Source organism: Anaerofilum hominis (genome assembly GCF_014287275.1).
Lineage (GTDB): Bacteria > Bacillota > Clostridia > Oscillospirales > Ruminococcaceae > Pygmaiobacter > Pygmaiobacter hominis.
The window spans coordinates 1-19,805 of record NZ_JACONZ010000002.1; the positions used below are offsets into that span (position 1 = coordinate 1).

The 19,805-nt window shown below is 54.7% G+C and carries 33 protein-coding genes, 1 tRNA gene and 1 pseudogene; 9 read left to right on the plus strand and 26 right to left on the minus strand.

The genetic code is table 11. The annotated features are described in order from the left end of the window. The 3 genes and pseudogenes from H8S23_RS05115 to H8S23_RS05125 all read right to left on the minus strand — a co-directional run. Nucleotides 1-209, minus strand: a pseudogene (locus tag H8S23_RS05115) (hypothetical protein); the annotation flags it as partial. Continuing rightward, nucleotides 206-634, minus strand: a complete 429-nt coding sequence (locus H8S23_RS05120) for a terminase small subunit (RefSeq protein ID WP_186887257.1) — start codon at nt 632-634, stop codon at nt 206-208. The pseudogene H8S23_RS05115 and the gene H8S23_RS05120, both read right to left, overlap by 4 nt. 71 nt (nt 635-705) lie before the next feature. Beyond that, nucleotides 706-909 carry a hypothetical protein gene (locus tag H8S23_RS05125; protein WP_186887258.1) on the minus strand — a complete coding sequence of 68 codons (204 nt, stop codon included), beginning with the start codon at nt 907-909 and terminating at the stop codon, nt 706-708. A gap of 145 nt (nt 910-1,054) precedes the next feature. On the opposite strand from H8S23_RS05125, the gene H8S23_RS05130 reads away from it, so the two are divergent. Further along, complete coding sequence (locus H8S23_RS05130) at nt 1,055-1,876, plus strand: hypothetical protein (protein ID WP_186887259.1); 822 nt, start codon at nt 1,055-1,057, stop codon at nt 1,874-1,876. Between the two features lie 281 nt (nt 1,877-2,157). On the opposite strand, the gene H8S23_RS05135 is transcribed toward H8S23_RS05130, so the two are convergent. From H8S23_RS05135 to H8S23_RS05235, 21 genes are all read right to left on the minus strand, one after another. Next, on the minus strand, nt 2,158-2,406 hold the full coding sequence (locus H8S23_RS05135) for a DUF551 domain-containing protein (protein WP_186887260.1): 249 nt from the start codon (nt 2,404-2,406) through the stop codon (nt 2,158-2,160). A 183-nt stretch (nt 2,407-2,589) separates the two neighbouring features. Beyond that, the gene (locus H8S23_RS05140) at nt 2,590-2,847 is read right to left on the minus strand and encodes a hypothetical protein (protein ID WP_186887261.1); all 258 of its coding nucleotides are present in this window, start codon (nt 2,845-2,847) and stop codon (nt 2,590-2,592) included. A 60-nt stretch (nt 2,848-2,907) separates the two neighbouring features. Further along, nucleotides 2,908-3,081, minus strand: a complete 174-nt coding sequence (locus tag H8S23_RS05145) for a hypothetical protein (protein ID WP_186887262.1) — start codon at nt 3,079-3,081, stop codon at nt 2,908-2,910. A 28-nt stretch (nt 3,082-3,109) separates the two neighbouring features. After that, nucleotides 3,110-3,709, minus strand: coding sequence for a hypothetical protein (locus H8S23_RS05150; RefSeq protein ID WP_186887263.1), 600 nt, complete (start codon nt 3,707-3,709; stop codon nt 3,110-3,112). A 3-nt stretch (nt 3,710-3,712) separates the two neighbouring features. Then, nucleotides 3,713-3,922 (minus strand): cysteine peptidase family C39 domain-containing protein, encoded by a 210-nt coding sequence (locus H8S23_RS05155; protein ID WP_186887264.1) that lies wholly within the window; start codon nt 3,920-3,922, stop codon nt 3,713-3,715. Beyond that, entirely contained in the window at nt 3,919-4,113 is a 195-nt protein-coding gene (locus H8S23_RS05160) for a hypothetical protein (RefSeq protein ID WP_186887265.1), read from the minus strand. The genes H8S23_RS05155 and H8S23_RS05160 overlap by 4 nt, the downstream gene beginning before the upstream one ends. 165 nt (nt 4,114-4,278) lie before the next feature. Then, the gene (locus tag H8S23_RS05165; protein WP_186887266.1) at nt 4,279-4,419 is read right to left on the minus strand and encodes a hypothetical protein; all 141 of its coding nucleotides are present in this window, start codon (nt 4,417-4,419) and stop codon (nt 4,279-4,281) included. A gap of 137 nt (nt 4,420-4,556) precedes the next feature. Then, nucleotides 4,557-4,955 (minus strand): hypothetical protein, encoded by a 399-nt coding sequence (locus H8S23_RS05170; protein ID WP_186887267.1) that lies wholly within the window; start codon nt 4,953-4,955, stop codon nt 4,557-4,559. Nucleotides 4,956-5,224: 269 nt separating this feature from the next. Then, a complete protein-coding gene (locus H8S23_RS05175; RefSeq protein ID WP_186887268.1) occupies nt 5,225-5,554 on the minus strand; it encodes a hypothetical protein in 330 nt (109 codons plus the stop codon). A 51-nt stretch (nt 5,555-5,605) separates the two neighbouring features. Then, nucleotides 5,606-6,853, minus strand: a complete 1,248-nt coding sequence (locus H8S23_RS05180) for a replicative DNA helicase (RefSeq protein ID WP_186887269.1) — start codon at nt 6,851-6,853, stop codon at nt 5,606-5,608. Next, nucleotides 6,853-7,590, minus strand: a complete 738-nt coding sequence (locus H8S23_RS05185; protein ID WP_186887270.1) for a transcriptional regulator — start codon at nt 7,588-7,590, stop codon at nt 6,853-6,855. The genes H8S23_RS05180 and H8S23_RS05185 overlap by 1 nt, the downstream gene beginning before the upstream one ends. A 17-nt stretch (nt 7,591-7,607) precedes the next feature. Then, entirely contained in the window at nt 7,608-8,177 is a 570-nt protein-coding gene (locus H8S23_RS05190; protein ID WP_186887271.1) for an ERCC4 domain-containing protein, read from the minus strand. 9 nt (nt 8,178-8,186) lie between these two features. Continuing rightward, complete coding sequence (locus H8S23_RS05195) at nt 8,187-8,633, minus strand: hypothetical protein (protein ID WP_186887272.1); 447 nt, start codon at nt 8,631-8,633, stop codon at nt 8,187-8,189. 23 nt (nt 8,634-8,656) lie between these two features. Further along, nucleotides 8,657-9,259, minus strand: coding sequence for a hypothetical protein (locus H8S23_RS05200; protein ID WP_186887273.1), 603 nt, complete (start codon nt 9,257-9,259; stop codon nt 8,657-8,659). After that, a complete protein-coding gene (locus tag H8S23_RS05205) occupies nt 9,252-10,181 on the minus strand; it encodes an ATP-binding protein (RefSeq protein ID WP_186887274.1) in 930 nt (309 codons plus the stop codon). The genes H8S23_RS05200 and H8S23_RS05205 overlap by 8 nt, the downstream gene beginning before the upstream one ends. Next, the gene (locus tag H8S23_RS05210; protein WP_186887275.1) at nt 10,162-10,305 is read right to left on the minus strand and encodes a hypothetical protein; all 144 of its coding nucleotides are present in this window, start codon (nt 10,303-10,305) and stop codon (nt 10,162-10,164) included. Before H8S23_RS05210 ends, H8S23_RS05205 begins: the two co-directional genes overlap by 20 nt. Continuing rightward, a complete protein-coding gene (locus H8S23_RS05215; RefSeq protein ID WP_186887276.1) occupies nt 10,289-10,579 on the minus strand; it encodes a hypothetical protein in 291 nt (96 codons plus the stop codon). The genes H8S23_RS05210 and H8S23_RS05215 overlap by 17 nt, the downstream gene beginning before the upstream one ends. A gap of 59 nt (nt 10,580-10,638) precedes the next feature. Beyond that, a complete protein-coding gene (locus H8S23_RS05220; RefSeq protein ID WP_186887277.1) occupies nt 10,639-10,785 on the minus strand; it encodes a hypothetical protein in 147 nt (48 codons plus the stop codon). Then, the gene (locus H8S23_RS05225; RefSeq protein WP_207721102.1) at nt 10,773-11,300 is read right to left on the minus strand and encodes a 3D domain-containing protein; all 528 of its coding nucleotides are present in this window, start codon (nt 11,298-11,300) and stop codon (nt 10,773-10,775) included. The genes H8S23_RS05220 and H8S23_RS05225 overlap by 13 nt, the downstream gene beginning before the upstream one ends. Beyond that, nucleotides 11,300-11,524: a hypothetical protein gene (locus tag H8S23_RS05230; protein WP_186887278.1), complete on the minus strand. Its 225-nt coding sequence runs from the start codon at nt 11,522-11,524 to the stop codon at nt 11,300-11,302. Before H8S23_RS05230 ends, H8S23_RS05225 begins: the two co-directional genes overlap by 1 nt. 35 nt (nt 11,525-11,559) lie before the next feature. Next, entirely contained in the window at nt 11,560-11,775 is a 216-nt protein-coding gene (locus tag H8S23_RS05235; RefSeq protein ID WP_186887279.1) for an XRE family transcriptional regulator, read from the minus strand. 198 nt (nt 11,776-11,973) lie between these two features. On the opposite strand from H8S23_RS05235, the gene H8S23_RS05240 reads away from it, so the two are divergent. From H8S23_RS05240 to H8S23_RS14185, 6 genes are read left to right on the plus strand one after another with little or no spacing between them, the layout of a single operon-like run. Beyond that, nucleotides 11,974-12,429, plus strand: a complete 456-nt coding sequence (locus tag H8S23_RS05240; RefSeq protein ID WP_186887280.1) for a helix-turn-helix domain-containing protein — start codon at nt 11,974-11,976, stop codon at nt 12,427-12,429. Between the two features lie 3 nt (nt 12,430-12,432). Further along, nucleotides 12,433-12,888 carry an ImmA/IrrE family metallo-endopeptidase gene (locus tag H8S23_RS05245; RefSeq protein WP_186887281.1) on the plus strand — a complete coding sequence of 152 codons (456 nt, stop codon included), beginning with the start codon at nt 12,433-12,435 and terminating at the stop codon, nt 12,886-12,888. A 20-nt stretch (nt 12,889-12,908) separates the two neighbouring features. Further along, complete coding sequence (locus tag H8S23_RS05250; RefSeq protein WP_186887282.1) at nt 12,909-13,367, plus strand: hypothetical protein; 459 nt, start codon at nt 12,909-12,911, stop codon at nt 13,365-13,367. A 4-nt stretch (nt 13,368-13,371) separates the two neighbouring features. Further along, the gene (locus H8S23_RS05255) at nt 13,372-14,487 is read left to right on the plus strand and encodes a zinc ribbon domain-containing protein (protein WP_186887283.1); all 1,116 of its coding nucleotides are present in this window, start codon (nt 13,372-13,374) and stop codon (nt 14,485-14,487) included. A gap of 32 nt (nt 14,488-14,519) precedes the next feature. Further along, on the plus strand, nt 14,520-15,122 hold the full coding sequence (locus tag H8S23_RS05260; protein ID WP_186887284.1) for a hypothetical protein: 603 nt from the start codon (nt 14,520-14,522) through the stop codon (nt 15,120-15,122). Nucleotides 15,123-15,175: 53 nt separating this feature from the next. After that, complete coding sequence (locus tag H8S23_RS14185; protein ID WP_186887285.1) at nt 15,176-16,639, plus strand: recombinase family protein; 1,464 nt, start codon at nt 15,176-15,178, stop codon at nt 16,637-16,639. Here the strand turns inward: H8S23_RS14185 and H8S23_RS05270 are convergent. Beyond that, a tRNA-Met gene (locus H8S23_RS05270) sits at nt 16,618-16,694 on the minus strand. The genes H8S23_RS14185 and H8S23_RS05270 overlap by 22 nt on opposite strands. A gap of 131 nt (nt 16,695-16,825) precedes the next feature. Then, complete coding sequence (locus H8S23_RS05275; RefSeq protein ID WP_186887286.1) at nt 16,826-17,980, minus strand: M20 metallopeptidase family protein; 1,155 nt, start codon at nt 17,978-17,980, stop codon at nt 16,826-16,828. 280 nt (nt 17,981-18,260) lie between these two features. On the opposite strand from H8S23_RS05275, the gene H8S23_RS05280 reads away from it, so the two are divergent. Next, entirely contained in the window at nt 18,261-18,857 is a 597-nt protein-coding gene (locus H8S23_RS05280; RefSeq protein WP_186887287.1) for a nitroreductase family protein, read from the plus strand. 156 nt (nt 18,858-19,013) lie between these two features. After that, complete coding sequence (locus H8S23_RS05285; protein WP_186887288.1) at nt 19,014-19,730, plus strand: alpha/beta hydrolase; 717 nt, start codon at nt 19,014-19,016, stop codon at nt 19,728-19,730. The last annotated feature ends 75 nt before the right edge of the window (nt 19,731-19,805 follow it).

The window sequence follows — 19,805 nt, forward strand, 5'->3', positions numbered from 1 at the left end:
TGCTCCAAAATCAGCGACCGCTCCAGGTCCGGGTAGGTGCGGCGCAGGATGAGCTGCTTTGAGCCCGGATACCGCAGCGCATACAGCAGCGCGTCGATCAGCTGTCCATAGCTTTTGCCCCCGCCCGCCGCGCCTCCGAACAGCACCTCAAACGCTTTTGCCCGCACAAATGCCAGCTGCCGCGCCGTGATGTCGATGTCCAGCGTCACCGGATCACCCTCAGCTTGACCTCCAGCGCGCCCTCACTGTCGACCGCCACATTGTCGGTAAACAGTTTGTGCTTGCGCCCTAAAAGCTCCAGCGCCTTGAGCCGCTGCGTGACACTCACCGGGCGCTCCACCGGGTTACCGAACATATCAAGGCCCGGATAAGTCTTTGTGCCAAACGCCATCGCCGTGAGTTCCTCCAGCACCTGCGCAGCGGTGGCGATCGTCTCGCCGTCTGCCTTGGCCCTTACCTCGCCCATCAATGCATCGTACCTAGCCCGCACCTCGGCCCGCGCAAACAGCTTGGACGCCTTGTTGTCCACGGTCCTGTCTGTTGCCTCCGTGCAGTTATAGGCATCCCGATAGGCGTCACGTTGGCTCTTGCCCTCTACCAGGCCCCGCACAAAAGCTTCCTGTTTCACGGTCATGCTGGGCCCTCCTCTCTTCTGCGTTACCCTTAAATAAAAAAACTTAGGATTTCTCCTAAGTTCAGTGTAAATCATTTGGTGTCCTTTTCGTGGGACATTTTCTCAAGTTTGATTTCGTATCCCCTTCGTTGCAGAGCGAACACAGTATTGTAGTCAAAATAAAATGGCAAGCCCTTTTGAAGTCGAGAAACCTTGCTTTTAGACAACCCCGTTTTTTGAGCAATACTACGTGCACTCTCTTTATTCATGATATCTGCTATCTCATCAAAAATCATTTTCTTTAATCCTTTTTAGCAGCCCAGAAGCATTCTATTTTTTGTGGCATTGTTTGCTATCAGGTGTTATAATGACAAAAATTATGATTTAAAGTGTGGTTGAAAAAAATTAAATGCTTTTTGTTTAACGAAAAGGGGAGCTACAATGAAAGACTTGAATCTTGAAACCTTTGTAAAAACTTTGCCAAGTTTAACAAATTTGTACTATAACTTATATCCTGATATGAAAATTCTAGCCCCCTCCCAAATTATTAACATAAATATCACTTCAAGCCTCAGCAAATCACATCTTGCTCTGCGTCCAGATTTGAAAGACACGTTAACTGTTCAGAAAATTGAAGACTTCGACAACTACAACGGTCAAATGGTTCTCCCCCCACTAGTTGGCGAACCTATTCATATACTTCTGAATAAAAACAAAATTATAGAATATTTTTCTCATAAGGACACGGAGTTAACCCCAATAGGTACATATCTTCATGAATTAACACATGCTATAGATTTTTACTTGATGGCACAAAAAGAAAAATTAAAATCCTATGATCCCTTGTTATCAAGTGATGACTATTTAATGTTTCAAATGTGGTCTGAATATCACGCAAGAGAATTAGGCCTTAAATTTCTTTTAACCTTTTCTGAGAAGAATTCTGCCAATAAAAAAGAAGAATTACAGTATATATTAACAACAGCATTTCCATATATTATTGAGGTTACTTTTAAAGAGTATCATGCGGCAAAAAATGCAGAAAGTGAAATGTATATTATAATGCAACTTTTAGGTCGCATATCTGTATGGAAGGATATATACCCCCTAGAATTTAATGATGTTTTTCTTGAAGATGTTTTTGGAACCAATATCTGGATGAAAAATATATTTTACTTTTTAAGAAAGTTTCGAACCTTAGAAGAAATTTATCCTAACTTCAACACTATGCGTCTAATTTTTTCAGAAAACTGGACCTTTTAAAAAATTTATAATATTTTTTTACTCTCCCACCTTTGTTTTTTTCTTCCTCCTGACCTTGATATCCGGCCCGTGCCGGCCCCTGTAGGCCGCTGCCCGATATGGCGTGCCCACATGCCTGTAGCAGTCCGCCGGGCGTATGCCTCGCAGCGTACCAGTATCGCAAGCATAATGGCACATCATGTACGTGCCAGGCACTCCACCGGCACCGCGGTAATAATAGCAGCCCTTGCAGACGGTGATCCCGTTTTGGAGGTCCGTCTGCCGATCCAACTCTGCACGGGTCATGGCTGGAGATCCTCCGGCGGGTCCGGCAGTGGCATCCAATGAGTGACATTGCTTGACGCCCACGCCCATCCATCTGTTCTAAGAAGCCCAAACTTCGGAGCATTGCAAAAATATCTATTAGTTTGCTTTACCACGCCGTTATACACAAGCACGGTCAAAAAACAGAATTCCTCTCTTTCAATATGTTTTTTTATAGTCAGGTCATCTTCCGGCAGCCTCTCCTTGACACTGATCCACTGACCCATCGTCCCGCGCCTCCTCTGCCACATATTGCTTGTCTCTGCTCCACCTAAAGTTTTTACAGCAGTTCCAGTAGCTTTTTATCTCGCTTAACTTTAGACAAGGGATATACTCATCGCTGGACCCGCCAGACCAATGCGCACAATTACAGCAGCGACGGTTTGATTTTTTGGATTTGTCTACGAGTTTCACGTCATGTCTCCCTCCATCAGGTCCATCCGAGCTCCGCACCACTTACAGATGGGTGTGACGCACTCGCCCTCTCGACCTGCACATGCGGAGCATATCCATTTGCAATATTTGGGACTCCATATCCACCGCCCGTGCACCACCGGCGCGGCTTCAACGGTGGGAAGTGCATTGATATCGTAGCGGTAAACGAAATCTTCCAGTACACCGTCTTCACTTTTCACGTATGGAATTTTATCGGCATCAATCAGTCTCATATTTTCTCTTTTTCCTCCGTTAGGTTCATCCTTTCTTTCAGCGCCTCACGGCTGATCAGATCATCCATGCTGGGCCTCCTTTCTCGTGACAAACACAATGCAAGCGCACCGATTACAAAACCGCTCATGGTTGTCCTGTCTGCACAGGCCCACGCCCATTCCATATTTGCGCTCGGTGAAAGCGTTATAATTCCAGTACTCGCAATCGGAACAGTATTTCTCTTGGCTTTCCATATCTGCCTCCCCCGGCTCAGGCCGGATGTTATTTTTCGGTCAGCATGCGGCCACACATGGGGCAGAATCTAATATTTACACCCTCCCAACCGAATGCATGGTCAAAGTAGGACAGCGTGTCCCCGTGTATGCGAAAGTCGTGTGCTCCTCCTTCGCCCCAATCGGTATGCTCCGTACAGCATGACTCGCAACCCTTCTCCCGCTCCTGCTTCTCGCGGAAGGCATCCTTTGCAGCCTCGACAGCCTGCCACTCCGCCTCACTGCGGCGGATGTGGCTATACTGGGCCTGCATCACGTTAAGGGTCTGGATATGCTGTTCAATTTCCGTCATGTACTGCTCTTTTTTTACTTCCCAATCCGCCCTGACCAGTTCTCGGAGGCGGCTCGTTGGAATATCTCGGATGATCTCCAGCCGTTGGCCTGATTCCGTCCGCAAAGTCATTCCACGCCCATAAGCGTCTAAAATGCGCTCGATTTCCTCAGGCGTAAGCCCCGTGTTCTCGTAGGCCTCAAGCGATGCTCTTATTTGGGTCATCCATTCGACATACTTTTCGCACCCGTAGTCACATTGACCTCCGTGTGGGCAATCCGGCGTATTGCAAGGGCATTTATTGCTCAGTTTTTCCATGGCCTACTCCTTTTTTGATTTCCAAATCCGCCTTGGCTTCGGCGGCTTGTACGGCAGCACCACGCACCGCCCCTCCCGGTCAGCCTGGGCCAGTTCGCGGAGGCGGTCAAGGTCGTAGTCGTCGCCCAGGATGTTCTCGATGTCCAGCAGGCGCTCCTCCATGTCGCTGTAATATGGCTTGTCAATGGGGTTTGTCAGTCTTTCCAATTTCATTTCTCCAGCCCCTCCATTCTGGCTTTCAACTCGATGATTTCCTCCGGCTCCAGTCCCGTGTCCTCGTAGGCAGCGAGGCGTACCACGGCATTACTGGCAGGCGCGCTTTTGCGCTCCTTGTTAAGGTAGGCGCTGGTGCATCCCTTGATGCGGATGCATCTGTCGCCATAGTGTTCGGTCAATCTTTCCATCGTCTACTCACTCCAATTCACGGTCAAACAATCCATGCAGATTTCGAGTTGCCGGTCCAGCTCTCGGTATATTTCTGCATAGGTACGCGCGAGTTCAACGGGAGCACGTGTCTGTCCCATCCACTCCTGGATGCACTCTTTCATTTCGTCAATAGTTACCATCGTCTATCCCTCCTCCTGCGCGGGCTGGGTGAGCCAGTTCAGCACTCTTCCGATGCACCGCTCGATGCAGCGGTATTTGTTATTGTCGCAGATTTCACACCTGTCGAAGTATGTCAGAAACTCTGCCAGCTCCTCATCACTCATGGCCCGGATGCGGTCAGCATTTGTAGGCGGGATATAGTTCGCTCCTGGTCTCCATTTGCTGGGCGTATGCCCCGCACGGCAGTCAATACAGTCAACGCCATCCTTTGCCCCTGCGCAGCTATCACAGTTTTTGACCATTACCCCTCGCCCCCTTCCGGCTGGCGGTAGGCAATCCCGAGTGCATCCAGCACTCGACAAACAGTCGCCCGGTCATAGTCTTTGGTGGCCTCTGCCAAATCAGCATATGGTTTCATGTCCGGGTGGTCTGTTACACCTTGATTGACTTTTTCTTGCCACCAGCCGTTGTGTACTGCCTCGCAGATTTCTTCAAACCGTTCCAGCGTCAGCGGCTCGGTGACCGCGGTCTCGGCGCGGTTCATGCAGTCAATAGCCATGCTCAGAGCAATTGCAAAACATGGGTCTGGTAACTTTGCGTTTGCGTAGTCTTTGAGTGCTGTCAGGTATTCCAGCGCCTTATCTGTTGGCATGATAACACGATGTGTCTCTGTTAGGCTCTGCTCTAGCTTTTTACTCATCGGCGGCCTCCCTTGTCTCCTCGCACTCCATGCGCAGCGGACACCATCTGGGCGAACTTTTGAGCTGAGGGACATTCCCACCCATTACCGTGAATCCGATGAACTTTGCCATCCTCGGACTATGTGGGCAAACCTTATAAAATGTTTCCTCAGCATCCGGGTGTTCGCAGAAACAAGATCCTCTGGGATTTCCCCTGTTATTTCTGTTTACCGCACAATACCCAGTAAGTTTCATGTAACTGCAAATTTTGCATATCGGAGTTATATGTTTACTCATGATTTTCTCCCTCCTCGGCCCCCAGGAGGCGATAAGCCCGCTTTATGTAATATCGTTCAAGTCGTTCTGTTTGCATCGTATCAACAGAGTACGTTTCGATCGATAGCCGGAGTGCTCGTTGCGCCGCGTCCCTCTCCGCCGTCAGCCGCTCGATCTCTGCGGCCTGCCGCTCGATCTCTGCGGCCTGCTCCTTGATCAGATCTGCCGCGTCCCAATATAATCTATACGGGTAGGGAGCGCCAGCCTCGTGATAATGACAGCTCTTGCAATCGGCGCGAAAATCGAAGCACCGCAGCTCCGTGACGATCATCTCTTTATCCATTGTCGACCTCCTTGATTTCCAGGTAGCCACCCCCGTAAACCCGACCCAATTTCAGCTTTCATATCTTGTCTCATAGCTGACATAGCTGTGATACTGCGGCTGCCAGGCAAACTTCAACTCTCCGACACCCCCGTGCCGATTCTTGAGGATGCTCGCCGTAACCTCCGCGCTGCGGTCCCCGGATAAGAACCCCTCGAATTTCTCCACCTCCAGGGCGATCACCACATCCGCGTCCTGTTCCACCGCTGCGCCTCCGTACAGATCGCCTTGAGTAGGCCTCCGCCCGTCGGTGGCACGGGATAGCTGCACCAGCTCCACAATGCACAGGTCATGCTTCATGGCAAGCGCTTTCAGTTCATGGGTAGTGGCGGCGATCTCTTCCCACTGATTTTTCTTCTGCTCCCGCGCAGACATAAGACCGAGATGATCGATGAACAGCACATCCGGGTGATAGCGAGCGATCTTGCCCTCCACCACTTCAGCATCGATGTGCGTAGTCTCATCGAAATTGATCTTCAAACATTTTGCCTGCAGATCCAGCACTTTTGCGATTTTTGCCCGGTCCTCCTCTGTCAGGTCCCGGTCCCGCAGCCGGATAGAATTGATCTTCGTTCCGCGGCTCACTACGCGCTGCAGCAGCTGGTCGGTCGGCATTTCCATGCTGTTGTAGTTCACCTGGTGATCGAGCGCGACCTGAGTTGCCATTTGCAGCGCGAAATCCGTTTTGCCCTTGCCCGGACGCGCGGCGATCACGACCACACTTTTGCGCTGCAGCCCTCCCACGACGCGGTCAAAGTCTCGCCAACCGGTTTTGATCGATTTATCCGGCTCATACAGACTTTGCAGATACTCCGTCGCCGCCTCCACGAAATCCTTGATGCCTGCCTCTTTCAGAGCCGCCGTGATAGCCTCCTGCCGGTCCAACGCCGCCCTGTAACGGGCAATCAGCTCCGCGGACGTGCCGCCCTCTATTTGTGCGCTTACAGCGACTGCCGTCAACTCTCTGACCCGCCAGCCCTCCAGCACGATTCCGGCATAATCCGCCAGGCGCGACACGCTGGGCGCCGTCTCACAGCACTCCAGCATCAGCTTTTGATAAGAGCTCCCCAGCACGCTCTGCGCGGTCACAAAATCCGGCGTCTTGCCCTCTGCCCTTAATTGGCCGCAGGCCTCATAAATGCGGCGCAGCGGCGCCTCTGAGAACATTTCCGCTTTTAAGCGTTCATGGATGTTCTCCGTTTCCTCCGGGAACAGCAGCATGCATCCCAGCACGCTCTCCTCCGCCAATAGGGTATCCATCAGTAGTCACCCCCGAACACCTCCCGGGCTGTCATATGCTCCACATCCCGCGCTTTGTCCGGTTCCAGTTTTGGGACCACCGCAGCGGACCGGTTCACCGGCTTTCCATCTTTTCTCCACCAGTTCAACATCGTGGCGTAATGGCTCTTATACGCTTTACCGGTTTGTGCGAGATAGGCGGAGAGGCGGTCGATATATTCGGCAGCGCCCCGGTCGCCCAAGCTGTCCACCAGCTTCTCATGCTCGTCGCCCGTCAGTTCAACGTTTTTGAACTCGCCAAAAATATTTTTGTCTGCAGATGTGTCCGCGTTATCGATATCGTTATCGAATACGTTATCGAATACGAATACGGGAACATTTGCAGACAATTGTTCGCAATTGTTTTCAACTGGATTCAACTGCCTGCAATTGTCCGCAGGTGCCGGAAATTTGCTCTTTTTCGCCCTCACTTTCTGGTGTTTCGACCATGTGCACAACTCAAGATATTTTCTTTTGTCTATTTCGTAAATTCGCAGCAAACCGCTCTCTGAAAGCTTGACAAGCGCGGCGTTTATTTGTTTGTTCGTGACCTCTTTTAAGGCGAACAGCTTGCCGTTTATGATCCTGCTGTCGGCGTAAAACCGGCCAAAGTCATCACAATTTACGATCAGCCGGTAAAAAAGGACCTCTTCGAACCAATTTAGACCGCTCAGAGTCTCGCTTGTGCAAATACTTTCCTTGATGATCCTGTTCGGCATGTGTTCACCGCCTCACTTTATAGTTTTCCCGCTACAGGGCGCCGGCCATCTTCTAACCGGCAGCGCAGCCAATAATACAGGATGCCGTAAATCAGCTTCCCGGTCTCCTCCGGCCGGCAAAAATTGATGGTCACGTTGTACTTTACCTGCCAGCTCATCAGGCTGGCCGCAAAGGGGCTGGGGGCGAGGCGGCTGCGGTAATCGTGGCTCCAGATCGCCTGCCAGCTGGCGTTTTCGATGAGCAGGAAAACTTTTATGTCCGCGGCTTTGGCGCGCAGAAATTCCCGCTCAAATCGCGGCCGATCCACCGTAAAGTTCCCGGCGATCTCATCCAGATTCGCCTTTCTCTCGATCACGACCTCATCCGCAAGGCTGGTAAAACCATCGATTCTTTCAAACCCCGGAAACGCCGCGATCGGCAACAGGGCGGTATAGTCTCCCTGGTCCAGCTTTCCACGGACCAGGGGACACCCCAGGTCGGCCAGGGCCCGTTCCACATGTCCGCAGACCTGCTCCCGTGTGTCGCCCACGATCTGCATCTGTTTCAAGATCCTGCGTACCTGCGCCTCGCTATATTCTGTCTTCATAAGCGCACCTCAAAAAGGCATGTCTTCATCATCCGACGTATCTGCAAAGTCCCGGGTGATCTCCTGCGGGTGCGGTTCCTCGCCGCTCCAGGGAGGCAGCTTGTCGAACTGCTCGCGGGTGAGATATCGTCTGACTTTCAGAAAGCCCTGGTCATCTTCTCCCAGCCGCACGCCGCCGCTGAAGCCCGTCCAGCCCCAGATCGTCCGCGCCCGTTCGTCGGGGATAGCAAAACAGTCCAGCAGACGTGTCACGTTTTGGTTGTACCTCTCGTTTTTGACAATGTAAATCCTGATCGTGATCTGCTCACCTCTAAAATTGGTCAGCCCGTCCGGGGCCACAGTCACAACCAGCATCGGGCTGCCGCTCGTTTTGCTCACTGTTTCTTCTACTGCACTGATCTTTGCACGGTAATCTCCCTCGCGCTTTGCCGGCGCTTCCCGTTCGAATCCATCCATAATGCTCATACCTGTTTTCCTCCTTAATATTTGCTTCTCCAGTTGTTGTAATAGGTCGCCAAAAGGCCCGCGCTTTTCAAATATCGGATAAACTGACGTATCGTCAGTTCAATGGGCGGAGTATCCTCACGCAGATATTCCTCCCGGCAGAGGTCTGTGCCGTTGCTGACAAGATAGACGAACTTTTGGACCTCTGGACAGCATTCAAAGTACATGGGATGCTGTGGGCTGTCCAAAAACTTGCCCGGCTCATAGCTGCGGCTGAACTTGATGTCATAGATCACACCTGCTTTCAGTGCATCCAGCCGTCCATAAAGGACAAAATCAGTATCCTCGATCCGCCTCCGCACTGAGGCCGCGACCTGGAATTGTCCGCCCTGCACGATCCCGCTAACCGCCTCCACTCCCGCGGCCCACTTGTGTTCTGTAGCCGGCGGGCTGCCTGTGCAGCAGGCGGTGACCATATTTTCAAATTGGATGCCGTCCAGCATCGGACCGGTAGGACGTTCTTTTCGGCGTTCCAGTACCCGTAGGAAATCCATCTGGGATTTTTCCGGGTCGGACGCCTTATACAGCCACAGCCAGCTTGACAGCAAGCTTTGGGTCACCAGAAAGCGATTACTCATATCTCTGTTCCTGCTTGTTATATGTCAGCCCCAACTCTTTCACCTTTGCGCGAAACAGTTCACGCCCCTCCCGCTCGCTGGTCAGATGGTGTTGCAGATCTCTCATCTGGCCGGCCGCCTGGTTTGCCGTCTCCGCGTCCACGACCTCGGCCATAATAGCTCGGACATTTTTCATTGCCTGGTCATATCCCATCATTTCTTTGGCATTTTGGGCGCTCTCGGCCGCAATATTTTCCCGGGCCCGATCAAACAGCCGGGTGATAAAATCGTTCGGTGTCCCACTGGACAGTTCCGGCACTTCGATCAGCCCGGTGATCCCGTAACAGCCTTTAGCGAAATACTCCTCTGTGGGAGAAAATCCACAAAACCGTTTGTCTCCCACCATCTGCACAAAGCATCCAAGGTCACAGGGCTGCCATACAATGTTCCGCGCAGCGCCCTCGCACATCAGGCGCTGCTTTGTGATGTCTTTATCCCGTTCCTCCATGGTGTGAAAGATGTATATGATGTTTTTGTTCATTGTGTACTGCAAGACGTTGGTGAAGCGCACGAACTCGGACTTTACCGCGCCGAATCCTTTTAGAGAAATAGCGCCGTTTTTCTGCTGGTTGAGAGCGGGGTTATCCCGCATGGCCCAGTCCTGCAGATAAGTGATAAAAGCGCCGCCGGTGTCCAGCACCAGCGTCTTGGCAGCCTTGACCTCCGGGCTTTGTATGTCTTTCAGTACTTCCTCGTAGGTGTCGCAGACAATGGCGGCCTTGCGGTGCTGTGCCCGCACCCGGCTGATGCCCTTGTCAAAGTCGATCAGTACCGGGTCCGGCGCAGACAGCGCCAGCGTCGTTTTCCCAATACCGGGGCTGCCGCTGATGATCATGGAAAAATTCTTGTTGGAAAAGTCCATCTCACTTGGTTGTAAAATCATACTGTGCCTCCTGATTTGTGTCCTGTTCTTCTTTTAAAATCCGGGCCAGATACTCGTCCCAGCTCTCCACCGCGTCATCGTAGCCGGCAAGATCAAACCGCACGTCCTCAACGGTGCCCAGCATCTGCGGCCCCCTCTATGTAGGCATAAAACCGCACCCCGCCCGCATAGGCTTCCAGCCTTGCACAGGCGTAGGGATTATCCTCCAGCGGCTCTTTGCGCCAAACTCTAAAACAGGTGTGGAACAACCTTTCGGACAGCAGCACACCGTCATGGGTGACGTCCAGTACGCCCCCACAACTCTCCACCGCGCCATGGATCTCCCGCTGGATGCGGGCCAGCCGGCGCAGCATCTGCCCCTGATTCCGCCGCCGTGCGGCAGCGTCGTTGCTCTCCATTTCAAACCCTCCTTGACAAAATATCGAAATTTGATTATGCTGAGGGTGGTTAAGAACCCTTAGCTGTTGCGCTTGTCAGAGCTGCTACTCTGGCAGGCACTTTCTTTTTGCCCGTTGGCCCAAATTGCCAATACCACTGCCGCCGCCAGAAAAAACAGCGGGTGACAGGTGGACAGGACCAGCAGGGCCGAGATCAGCCAGCGCATGATGTGTCACCTCCCAGCAGCCAGACATCATGCCATCCATACCCCGGCCACCGCAGCGCGTCCTCGTGGCTGCCCTCGACCGCCACATCGATGCAGTAACCCTGCACCGCGCCGCCGATGTCCTGGGCCACCCTTACGCCTACATCCTGCACATACACGACGGACCCCAGCGGGATGATCTCCGGGTCCACGGCGATGGTCAGCCCTGCTGTTACCGGCGCTCCGCTGGCCGTGATCCCGTCACCTGTGCCGCAGATGTGCGGGTATCGCTCGGTGCAATAAGAGGTGCACCGAAAGTTTCCGATATATTGGGCTCCCATCCCTGCCGGCAGCAGCGCCCGGGACGACAGCTCGTCCACCTGTGCTGCAAGACCCGCGATCTCCGCGTCCCGCCCGGCCAGCTCAACGTCTCTCCGGGCGGCCTGTGCCTCGATGGCCCATCCGGCCCCCAGCAGCGCAACGCCCAGCGCCGCAGCCAGCGAGAGCATCAGCAGGCGGTATTGATAGCGCCGCATCAGCTCACCTCTACGGCCGGTACATCGGCCTCGGGAATACTGCCGCCCATACGCTGGATGAGGAATTGCGCAATAGTATCAGCCGGAATGTCGGCCCATTGGCTGCGCTCCTTGTCCATATGCCAGTTTCCGTTTTCGTCCTGCACCATGTACCCTACGACAGGTATGTGACAGGCATTGTTGGCGTTCAACAGATCGTGCTGAGTTCCTGTTTCCTTTTTCATGTGCTCCTCTTTCCCGCCGCCCTCTGGGGCGGTTTTTATTTTTCATCCGCTTCGATGCCCAGAATTTTGCAGATGCTCTGTGCAACACGCGCAGATGTGCGTTGGCCTGTCAATATTTTGCTCATGTACGCACTGTCGATTTTCAAGCCCGTGTCCGCATTCACCGCCGCACAAAGCCATTCCTGTGTGCGTACAGGAGGCCCAAGAAGTTTCGTTTTAACTACCAAGCCAAACGTGGTATATTCAGCCATCTTGCCGAAAACCCTCCTTTCCTTCAAGAAGTCATTGACTTGTACAAATGATTGTACTATTATGAAATTGCAAACATCATTAAGTGCAATCCGTTGTACATTTCATGACTATATGATAGTACAATGCGTTGTACAAGTCAATAGATTTTGGACAACTAGTTGTACTTTGTAGGCCTGCACAAAAAAGGAGACTCTTTTATGGCATCTGTATATGAAAAAATTTTGGAGTTGTGCCAGCAAAAGGGGGTATCTCCTGGGAAAATGTGTAATGACCTGGGATATTCCAGGAACACCATGACCGCCCTAAAAAATGGACGCTCCACCACTATTAAGCTTGATAAAGCGCAGCGGATAGCCGCTTACTTCGGCGTATCTGTAGACTATCTCCTCGGCAACGACACAAAAAAAGAGCCCGCCGCAGATAGCGACGGGTTAACGGCACGGGACCGGCGGGACATTGCCCGCGATCTCGAAAAAATAATGCGGGATCTGGAGGAACAGGACACCCTCATGTTTGATGGCGATCCCGCCAGCCCCGAAGCGCGGGAAAGCATCCGTAATGCACTTGCAATGGGGCTGGAGTATGCCAAGAAGTTAAACAAAGAAAAATACACACCCAAAAAATATCGAAAAAGCAAGGATCAGGAGGAGTGATCCATGAAGCCGAAAGAACTGGCCGAGGCCGTCATAACAAGGTTGCACACCGCCGACCCGGACGAGCTTTGCGCCGCTCTGAATATCCGCATCCTCCCATCCTCCCTTGTCGATCTGCGGGGCTTTCTGGTCCGTATGAAACGCAGCAACCTGATCTTTATCGCGGATGATCTGGACGACTTCTCGCGCCGCTTTGTGCTATTTCATGAAATCGGTCATTTTTTGATGCATCGGGAGGTCAACCGTATTTTTATGGACAGCCGAACCTTTTTCAAAACATCTCCGTATGAGCGGGAGGCCGACCAATTTGCCGTCTGCTGTCTTTATCCAGACGACGCCGATCTATATGCCTATATAGATCGCGACATCCAAACCGTTAGCCGCTGCCTCGGCCTCCCCGCAGAGCTGGCGCGCTACCGCATGGAGCTGATCGACTATCCGTTCAATCTGTTACTGTAAATTAAAAAAGGAATAGGGACGTGAAAAAAATGGAGGGACAACAGAAAAATGCAGCGGTGTGGGGAAGAAACATCATAGGGTTCGTGCTGGGAGCGGTGCTGGGCTATGCCGCCTATTTTGTGACAGGGGTACTTTTCGGCTTTCTTCTGTCCGTGAGGTGGCTCGCAGCTCTTTTGAGCTGGCCGTCCACCCCTCTGCTGTATGCCCTGTTCGGCATGGGGCTGGCAGGGGTGGGCGTTGGCACCTTAATCGCAGGTAAAGTCTGTCTCCCTAGCAGCAAAGGAGTAAAAACGGGATGCCTTGTTCTGGGCGGGCTTATTATCCTTTATTTTGGGCTCTGCGCTGTCAGCAGTTTGCTTTCGCATGGTCTCTCAGATTACGTCTGGGGATACGGCGCAACTGCATTGATGGGGCTGCTGCCGATTGAAGAAGCGAAGTCAAAAAAACGCCATCGTAAAATGGCGGTAACCAGGAGATGAAATCATGGAGAGCAAGAAAAAGTCCGAGTTGCCGGGTTTAACGTTTTTTTTCGTCTTTACCCTGGTTGTTGGTCTGCTGCGCGAGCTGTGGACCACCTATGAAATGTTTGTTGACTATAACGCTTTCTGGGGCACCGAATACGCGAGTATTGCCGCGATCGATATCGGGCTGCGCCTTATCGAGCTTGCAATGTATGTGGGGATGCTGGTCTTTATTGCTCTGCGGAAACGTACATTTCTCATCTGCTTTTGGGTCGATTACGGCTGCCGGGTCTTCTCCCTGCTCTGTGTCCTCGTGATGGGCGGGCCCGCCGCCTCTTTCCTCACCCCCCTGGTGCTGCCGACGATCTGGGCTGCTTATTTTTATCGGTCCTCAAATTTCGCCCACGCTTTTACGCCATATAAACCTCCGTTTTTCTCTTTCGAGGGTATGGCGCCCGTCACCCCCGCCGAGAGCCCGGCCGGGGCAGCCGATGGCTCCTCTTCTCCTCAAACACCCGATGCACCGGCCGCCGCTGAAAGTGTGTCGCCCCCATCCCCGCCGGAAGCCGTAACGCCCCAGCCTGCACAGGAAGAACTCCCTGTTTCAGTTCCGATGGCCGCTCCCAGCGAGTCAAGTGCCGCCACATCCGTTGCGACTTCTCCGTCCTCAGTACCGCAGGCCGAAGCGGTCCCCTCATCCTCCGCCCAGCACAGATTTTGTAAATACTGTGGAGCTGAATATGGGCCACAGGATACTGTTTGTCCCAAATGCGGAAAGAGAGTAAGATACTTTTCACCCAGCAAGCCCCATGTTCCTCTTCTGGCCGCACTGTTGATCATTTCTCTTGTGGGAAATATCATTTTGGGGGTTGTGTCTGTAAAACAGAGCAATGAGATCAAAGAAAATCAAAAAGTCCTGGACATTCTTGCCTCTCTTTCCTATGAACCCAAAATCGGCGATCCGTGGGAAAATACTATCATAGGTTTTTCAAAATTGCATGTTGCCATCGTAACGCCCAATGGAGAGGTCTATCATGCGCCCGGGTGCCAATATTTGAAAGCGGCAAAATCCCTGCGGATTTATTCGGTCTCGGGGGCAGAACAACTTGACTATGCGCCCTGCAGCGTGTGCCATTGATTTTTCTGATTCAGTAAGGGGAGATCAATAAAATGGGAAACAAACAAAAAAATTTCAGAATTTTGAACTGGATCTTTTCTGTGTTCTGCCTGTTCGGATTCCTTGCCTATTTTGGCAGCTTCAGCGGTTTTCTGTTTTTGATTGTCGGCATTTTTTCCTCGCCTATCGGCCCAATAAAAAAGCTTTTTGATTTTGACCTGCCTGCAAGTCTGGCAAAATACATAGGCTCGGCCAAAAATCTGCGCATCGCCCTTTTTGCGCTGCTTTTTGTGGTCGGACTGTTCAGCGTCCCGCGCCCCGTTGATGCCGGGCCGGATTCGTCAGTATCTCAGCCGTTGAGTACTGCGGCCGCCACCGCAGCGCCTACCCCCATCGCAACGGCCTCACCCACACCAAAGCCGACGCCCTCCCCCGAACCGACCACAGAGCCCACGCCAGCCCCCACCGAGGCGCCCTCTCCGGCTGCCGCCCCGGTGGAACAGCCTGTTTCGGTGACAGTGTACGTGACCAACACAGGGGCAAAATATCATGCCGCTGGTTGTCAGTATCTGCGAAAGAGTCAAGTGCCTATCAGTTTGGATGATGCAAAGGCGCAAGGGTATACCCCCTGTTCCAAATGTCATCCGCCGCAATAGTGAAACGGGAAAAATCCCCCACCGACCGTAATCTGTAAAAATCGTCAAGGGAGGTGAAGATCATCGAACAGGCAGTAATCTATGCCCGTTTTTCATCCGACAAACAAACGGAACTGAGCATAGAGGCTCAGATACGCGCCTGCCGCGACTACGCGGCCCAGCACGGGCTTTTGGTGTCCGAGGTCTATGCAGATGAGGCAATCAGTGGAAAGGGGTCAAAAACGGCGTCTAGGCGGCAATATCAAAAGCTGCTGCGGGACTGTGAAAAGGGCGCGGTCTCCGTCATCCTGGTACATAAATATGATCGTGTGGCCCGAAATTTGGGGGAACACGTCAATCTGGAAGCGCGGTTGAAAAAAAGCGGTGCGCGGTTGGTGGCTGTGGCTCAGGATTTCGGGGAGAGCAACGAGGCAAAAATCATGAAAGCTCTCATGTGGTCGCTATCGGAATATTACGTTGATAATTTGGCCCAGGAGACGCGGAAAGGCCTGAAAGAGGTCGCAGAAAAAGGATTGCATACGGGGGGATATGCCCCCTTTGGCTATGATATTGTGAATCAGCAGTATGTGGTCAATGAGTTGGAAGCGGGCTATGTGCGAAAGATGTTTGACGCAGCTCAACGCAGAGAGGGGTTTGCGGCCCTGTGCAAGGAGATGGCCGCAGCAGGCATAACCGGCAAGCGAGGAAAGCCTATAAAATACCCTCAAATTTATGAGATCCTCCGCAACGAAAAATATACCGGCGTATACTTATATAGTCCTGTAGAGGCCGACAAACGGGCAAAGCGGAGATCAAAGCCGGACGCGATACGAAAAGAAAACGCCCTGCCGATCATCGTCGACAGGGCACAATTTATGGAGGTACAGAAAATCATGGACGAGCGCAAACAGACGGGCCGACGCGACCGATATCTGTGCAGCGGTCTTGTATATTGCCGCTGTGGGGCAAAGATGCACGGAATCACCACCCGGCGCAAAGGCCACGAGTACCAGTACTACACCTGCTCAAAAAAGTGCGGCGCACCGGTCGTGCATATGGAAGAAGTAGACAGATCTGCACGGGAGTATGTTCAGGAGCTGCTCAACACGGAAAATCAGCAAAAAATCGCAGATGCGCTGCGCCAGTATCAAGCAGGAGAGGGCCGGCGCATGTCGGAGTTTAAGCAAGCGCTGAAAAAGCGAATCAGAGAACGACAGGCGCAGTACGACGCCCTCATGCAAAATCTTGCCAGCGGAGCGCTGCCGCCGGAGATCGTGGCCGACATGGGAGAAAAGATGCGGGAGGTCAAACAGGAGATTGCCATCCTGAAAGCGACAGAACCTCCGAAAGACTTCACGGTGGATACGATCAAATCCTGGCTGGAAAGCATTAAAGCGGCGCCGGACCGGGAAGCTGTGCGGCTGCTGATAGAGCGCATTGACACCAAAGAGGGCGAAGAAAAAGAAAAGACCGCTTTCGAGATGCAAAGCACCTTAAAAGCGGTCTTAAGTAAACATGGTTGCGGAGGCAGGATTTGAACCTACGACCTTCGGGTTATGAGCCCGACGAGCTACCGGACTGCTCCACTCCGCGATATCCGCCCCACTCTTTGGGGCTAGATTAGAATACCACGAAGTGAGACGGATGTCAAGAGAGAATATCGAAAAAATTATTTTCAGCCCCAAAGCCGTCCTCCGCGGCCGCCCGGAAAAGAGGGCTGCAGATCACGCATTCAGCGCGTCGAACGCCACCTGGATGAGGAAGGCGACGCCCGTCTCAAAGCAGCGCTCGTCGATGCAGAACTTGTCGCTGTGCTGCGGGTACTCGCCGCCGCCGCCCAGCATCGCAAACGAGCCCGGCACCACCGGGGTGTACTCGGCAAAATCTTCCGCGCCCATCTGGCGGGGCAGATTGGTGAGGATCATGCGCGGGTCGGCGGCCACCTTTTTCAGCGCGCCCAGCGTGATGTCGGTGGCGTGCTGGTCGTTGATCAGCACGTCCACGGCAAACTCGTATTCCACGTCGGCGGTGCAGCGGTAGGCGGCGGCGATCTCCTTGGCGATGCGCTCGATGCGCTCGGGCATGCTTTTGCGCAGTTCGCGGTCAAAAGTGCGCACGGTGCCGGCCATTTCGGCCTCGCCGGAGACGATGTTGTTTTTGGTGCCCGAGACAAAGCGGCCGACGGTGACCACGGCGGGTTCGGCCGGGGCGATCTCGCGGCTGACAATGCTCTGCAGGGCGGTGACGACGTTGGCGGCGGCCAGGGTGGCGTCCACGCCGGTGTTGGGCATCGCGCCGTGACAGCCCTTGCCGTGGACCTTGATGCCGAAGTGGTCGGAGGCGGCGGCGGACGGCCCGGCGACGGTGGCGACGGCGCCCACCGGCATCATGGCGGCGATGTGCTGGCCAAAGATCATGTCCACGCCCTCAAGCGCGCCCTGCTTCACCAGGGCCTTGGCGCCCTGCACGGTCTCCTCGGCGGGCTGGAAGATCAGCCGCACGGTGCCGGGGATCTCGTCTTTCACGCTGACCAGCGCCTTGGCGGCGCCCATCAGCATGGCCGCGTGGGTGTCGTGGCCGCAGGCGTGCATGACGCCGTCTATCTTGGAGGCAAAGGGCAGGCCGGTGTGCTCCTCCACCGGCAGCGCGTCGATATCCGCGCGCAGGGCCACGGTCTTGCCCGGCTTGCCGCCCTTGATGTCCGCCATGGCGCCGGTGGGCTCAAAGCGGTGGACGGTCAGGCCCATCGACTCCAGCTCTTTGACGATGCGGTCGGTGGTCCACACTTCCTCCATGCTCAGTTCCGGGTGCTCATGCAGTTCGTGGCGGAAAGCGACGACATACTCCTGTACCTGTGCGGCTAACTGTTTGCTGTCCATTTCGCAACTACTCCTTTTTGCCCGGCCGGGCCGGATAAAGCGGGCCGCGGCTGCGGGACATTTGTTTGTTACCAGTATACCGCCGCCGGCCGCCCGGCGCAAGCCCGCAGTGCATGCCTGCCGGCGGCGGGGGCGCTTTCCCCCGGCTGCAGCCGGGTCCCCGTGCGGGCGTGCAGCGGGCGCGCCCGCCGGTTGAAAGGGCGGAGCGAAAGAGGTATAATAAAAATATACTATTTAAGTATATGATTTGGAATTTATGTGAAACAGGGGAGGTCAAAAAATGGACGGTTTTCTGAAAGCACTGCAGGAAAGGCGCAGCTGTTATGCGCTTTCAAAGGAGTCGCCGGTGAGCGGCGAGGCGCTGGAGACGCTGATCCGCCAGGCGGTGAAGCACACGCCCTCCGCCTTTAACATGCAAAGCGGACGCGCGGTTTTGCTGCTGGGCGCCCATCACGACAAGCTGTGGCAGATCACGCTGGAGACGCTGGCGGCCATTGTGCCGCGGGACCGGTTTGCCGCCACGGAACAGAAGATCGCCGGTTTTGCAGCCGGTCACGGGACGGTGCTGTTTTTCGACGACGCGGCGGTGACCGGCGCCTATGCGCAGCAGAACCCCGCTTACCGCGATAACTTTCCGGTCTGGGCCCAGCAGGCGGCCGGTATGCTGCAGCTTGCGGTCTGGGCCCTGCTGGAAGAGGCGGGCCTCGGCGCGTCGCTGCAGCACTATAACCCGCTCATTGACGAGGCGGTCAAGCAGGCTTGGCAGATCCCGGACAGCTGGCAGCTGCTGGCCCAGATGCCGTTTGGCGCGCCCGCAGGCGCGCCGGGCGAAAAGACGTTTGAGCCGCTGGAAAAGCGGGTGAAAGTTTACCGCTGAGCTGTTGTGCCGCGCCGCCCAAGGTGTGGTATACTGGAGACAGAAAGACCGGGTGCGCGGCGCGGGATGAGCGGGGCTTTTTAGGGGAGACAGGGCCGGGTGCGCGGCTGCGGGGCGCGGTCCGGCGGACGGCGCCCACAGCGGGGGGAAAAACGGATGAGGGGCAAAGTGAGCGATTTTATGGCGGGCGGGCGGCGCGTCTTTGTCTACGCGCCGCCGGGCGCGGGCCAGGCGCTGCCGCTGGTGCAGATGGCGGCGGGAGATGCGCTGAGCGAGCAGCTGCCCCAGATCATGGGCGAAGTGGAGCCGCTGCTGGGACAGGGCTGCGCCCCCTTTTTGATGTGCTGGACCGCGCCGGCGGACTGGGAGCGGGACTATACCCCCTGGCCCGCGCCTGCACTGCAGGGGCGGCAGCCCTTTTCCGGGGGCGCGGACGCATATCTCGACCTGCTGGAGGGCACAGTAAAACCGGCGGTGGCTGCCCGCTTCGATGTTCTCCCAGGCGCGCGTAGCACCGCCCTGGCCGGATATTCGCTGGGCGGGCTGCTGGCCCTGTACGGGCTGCTCTCCCGGCCCGGATACGGGCGGGCGGCAAGCCTTTCTGGCTCGCTGTGGTACGACGGCTGGGCCTCCTGGCAGGCGGCTCATCCGGCGCGGCCGGGGTGCCGCTGCTACCTCTCGCTGGGTAAGGCGGAAGAGCGCAGCCGGGACGAGAGGATGGGCCGCGTGGGACAGGCCACCCGCGCGGCCGCAGACCTGCTGCTGCAGCAGCTCGGACCGCAGAACGCGGTGCTGGAGTGGAACAACGGCGGGCATTTCACCGGCATCCCCCACCGCATCGCCAAAGGGCTGCTGTGGCTGATGCGGGATTGAACAGCCGCACAGGCGCGGCCAGGCTGTGCGGCTGCGGGCTGCCCCGCGCCTCTTTGCAGCTGTGCGGGGCGCTGC

Excerpts from the sequence above, each read along its gene's own strand:
- H8S23_RS05165 (WP_186887266.1), bottom strand. The coding sequence starts at position 4,419 with ATGAGTGATGAGGAGCTGGCAGAGTTTCTGACATACTTCGACAGGTGT.
- H8S23_RS05275 (WP_186887286.1), bottom strand. The coding sequence starts at position 17,980 with ATGGACAGCAAACAGTTAGCCGCACAGGTACAGGAGTATGTCGTCGCT.
- H8S23_RS05125 (WP_186887258.1), bottom strand. The coding sequence starts at position 909 with ATGATTTTTGATGAGATAGCAGATATCATGAATAAAGAGAGTGCACGT.
- H8S23_RS05150 (WP_186887263.1), bottom strand. The coding sequence starts at position 3,709 with ATGGAAAAACTGAGCAATAAATGCCCTTGCAATACGCCGGATTGCCCA.
- H8S23_RS05120 (WP_186887257.1), bottom strand. The coding sequence starts at position 634 with ATGACCGTGAAACAGGAAGCTTTTGTGCGGGGCCTGGTAGAGGGCAAG.
- H8S23_RS05205 (WP_186887274.1), bottom strand. The coding sequence starts at position 10,181 with ATGATTTTACAACCAAGTGAGATGGACTTTTCCAACAAGAATTTTTCC.
- H8S23_RS05210 (WP_186887275.1), bottom strand. The coding sequence starts at position 10,305 with ATGCTGGGCACCGTTGAGGACGTGCGGTTTGATCTTGCCGGCTACGAT.
- H8S23_RS05230 (WP_186887278.1), bottom strand. The coding sequence starts at position 11,524 with ATGAAAAAGGAAACAGGAACTCAGCACGATCTGTTGAACGCCAACAAT.
- H8S23_RS05180 (WP_186887269.1), bottom strand. The coding sequence starts at position 6,853 with ATGGATACCCTATTGGCGGAGGAGAGCGTGCTGGGATGCATGCTGCTG.
- H8S23_RS05255 (WP_186887283.1), top strand. The coding sequence starts at position 13,372 with ATGGAGAGCAAGAAAAAGTCCGAGTTGCCGGGTTTAACGTTTTTTTTC.
- H8S23_RS05185 (WP_186887270.1), bottom strand. The coding sequence starts at position 7,590 with ATGCCGAACAGGATCATCAAGGAAAGTATTTGCACAAGCGAGACTCTG.
- H8S23_RS05285 (WP_186887288.1), top strand. The coding sequence starts at position 19,014 with ATGAGGGGCAAAGTGAGCGATTTTATGGCGGGCGGGCGGCGCGTCTTT.
- H8S23_RS05170 (WP_186887267.1), bottom strand. The coding sequence starts at position 4,955 with ATGAGTAAAAAGCTAGAGCAGAGCCTAACAGAGACACATCGTGTTATC.
- H8S23_RS05175 (WP_186887268.1), bottom strand. The coding sequence starts at position 5,554 with ATGGATAAAGAGATGATCGTCACGGAGCTGCGGTGCTTCGATTTTCGC.
- H8S23_RS05240 (WP_186887280.1), top strand. The coding sequence starts at position 11,974 with ATGGCATCTGTATATGAAAAAATTTTGGAGTTGTGCCAGCAAAAGGGG.
- H8S23_RS05260 (WP_186887284.1), top strand. The coding sequence starts at position 14,520 with ATGGGAAACAAACAAAAAAATTTCAGAATTTTGAACTGGATCTTTTCT.
- H8S23_RS05225 (WP_207721102.1), bottom strand. The coding sequence starts at position 11,300 with ATGCGGCGCTATCAATACCGCCTGCTGATGCTCTCGCTGGCTGCGGCG.
- H8S23_RS05235 (WP_186887279.1), bottom strand. The coding sequence starts at position 11,775 with ATGGCTGAATATACCACGTTTGGCTTGGTAGTTAAAACGAAACTTCTT.
- H8S23_RS05155 (WP_186887264.1), bottom strand. The coding sequence starts at position 3,922 with ATGAAATTGGAAAGACTGACAAACCCCATTGACAAGCCATATTACAGC.
- H8S23_RS05200 (WP_186887273.1), bottom strand. The coding sequence starts at position 9,259 with ATGAGTAATCGCTTTCTGGTGACCCAAAGCTTGCTGTCAAGCTGGCTG.
- H8S23_RS05145 (WP_186887262.1), bottom strand. The coding sequence starts at position 3,081 with ATGGAAAGCCAAGAGAAATACTGTTCCGATTGCGAGTACTGGAATTAT.
- H8S23_RS05195 (WP_186887272.1), bottom strand. The coding sequence starts at position 8,633 with ATGGATGGATTCGAACGGGAAGCGCCGGCAAAGCGCGAGGGAGATTAC.
- H8S23_RS05215 (WP_186887276.1), bottom strand. The coding sequence starts at position 10,579 with ATGGAGAGCAACGACGCTGCCGCACGGCGGCGGAATCAGGGGCAGATG.
- H8S23_RS05135 (WP_186887260.1), bottom strand. The coding sequence starts at position 2,406 with ATGGGTCAGTGGATCAGTGTCAAGGAGAGGCTGCCGGAAGATGACCTG.
- H8S23_RS05190 (WP_186887271.1), bottom strand. The coding sequence starts at position 8,177 with ATGAAGACAGAATATAGCGAGGCGCAGGTACGCAGGATCTTGAAACAG.
- H8S23_RS05220 (WP_186887277.1), bottom strand. The coding sequence starts at position 10,785 with ATGCGCTGGCTGATCTCGGCCCTGCTGGTCCTGTCCACCTGTCACCCG.
- H8S23_RS05280 (WP_186887287.1), top strand. The coding sequence starts at position 18,261 with ATGGACGGTTTTCTGAAAGCACTGCAGGAAAGGCGCAGCTGTTATGCG.
- H8S23_RS05245 (WP_186887281.1), top strand. The coding sequence starts at position 12,433 with ATGAAGCCGAAAGAACTGGCCGAGGCCGTCATAACAAGGTTGCACACC.
- H8S23_RS05140 (WP_186887261.1), bottom strand. The coding sequence starts at position 2,847 with ATGAGACTGATTGATGCCGATAAAATTCCATACGTGAAAAGTGAAGAC.
- H8S23_RS05160 (WP_186887265.1), bottom strand. The coding sequence starts at position 4,113 with ATGGAAAGATTGACCGAACACTATGGCGACAGATGCATCCGCATCAAG.
- H8S23_RS05130 (WP_186887259.1), top strand. The coding sequence starts at position 1,055 with ATGAAAGACTTGAATCTTGAAACCTTTGTAAAAACTTTGCCAAGTTTA.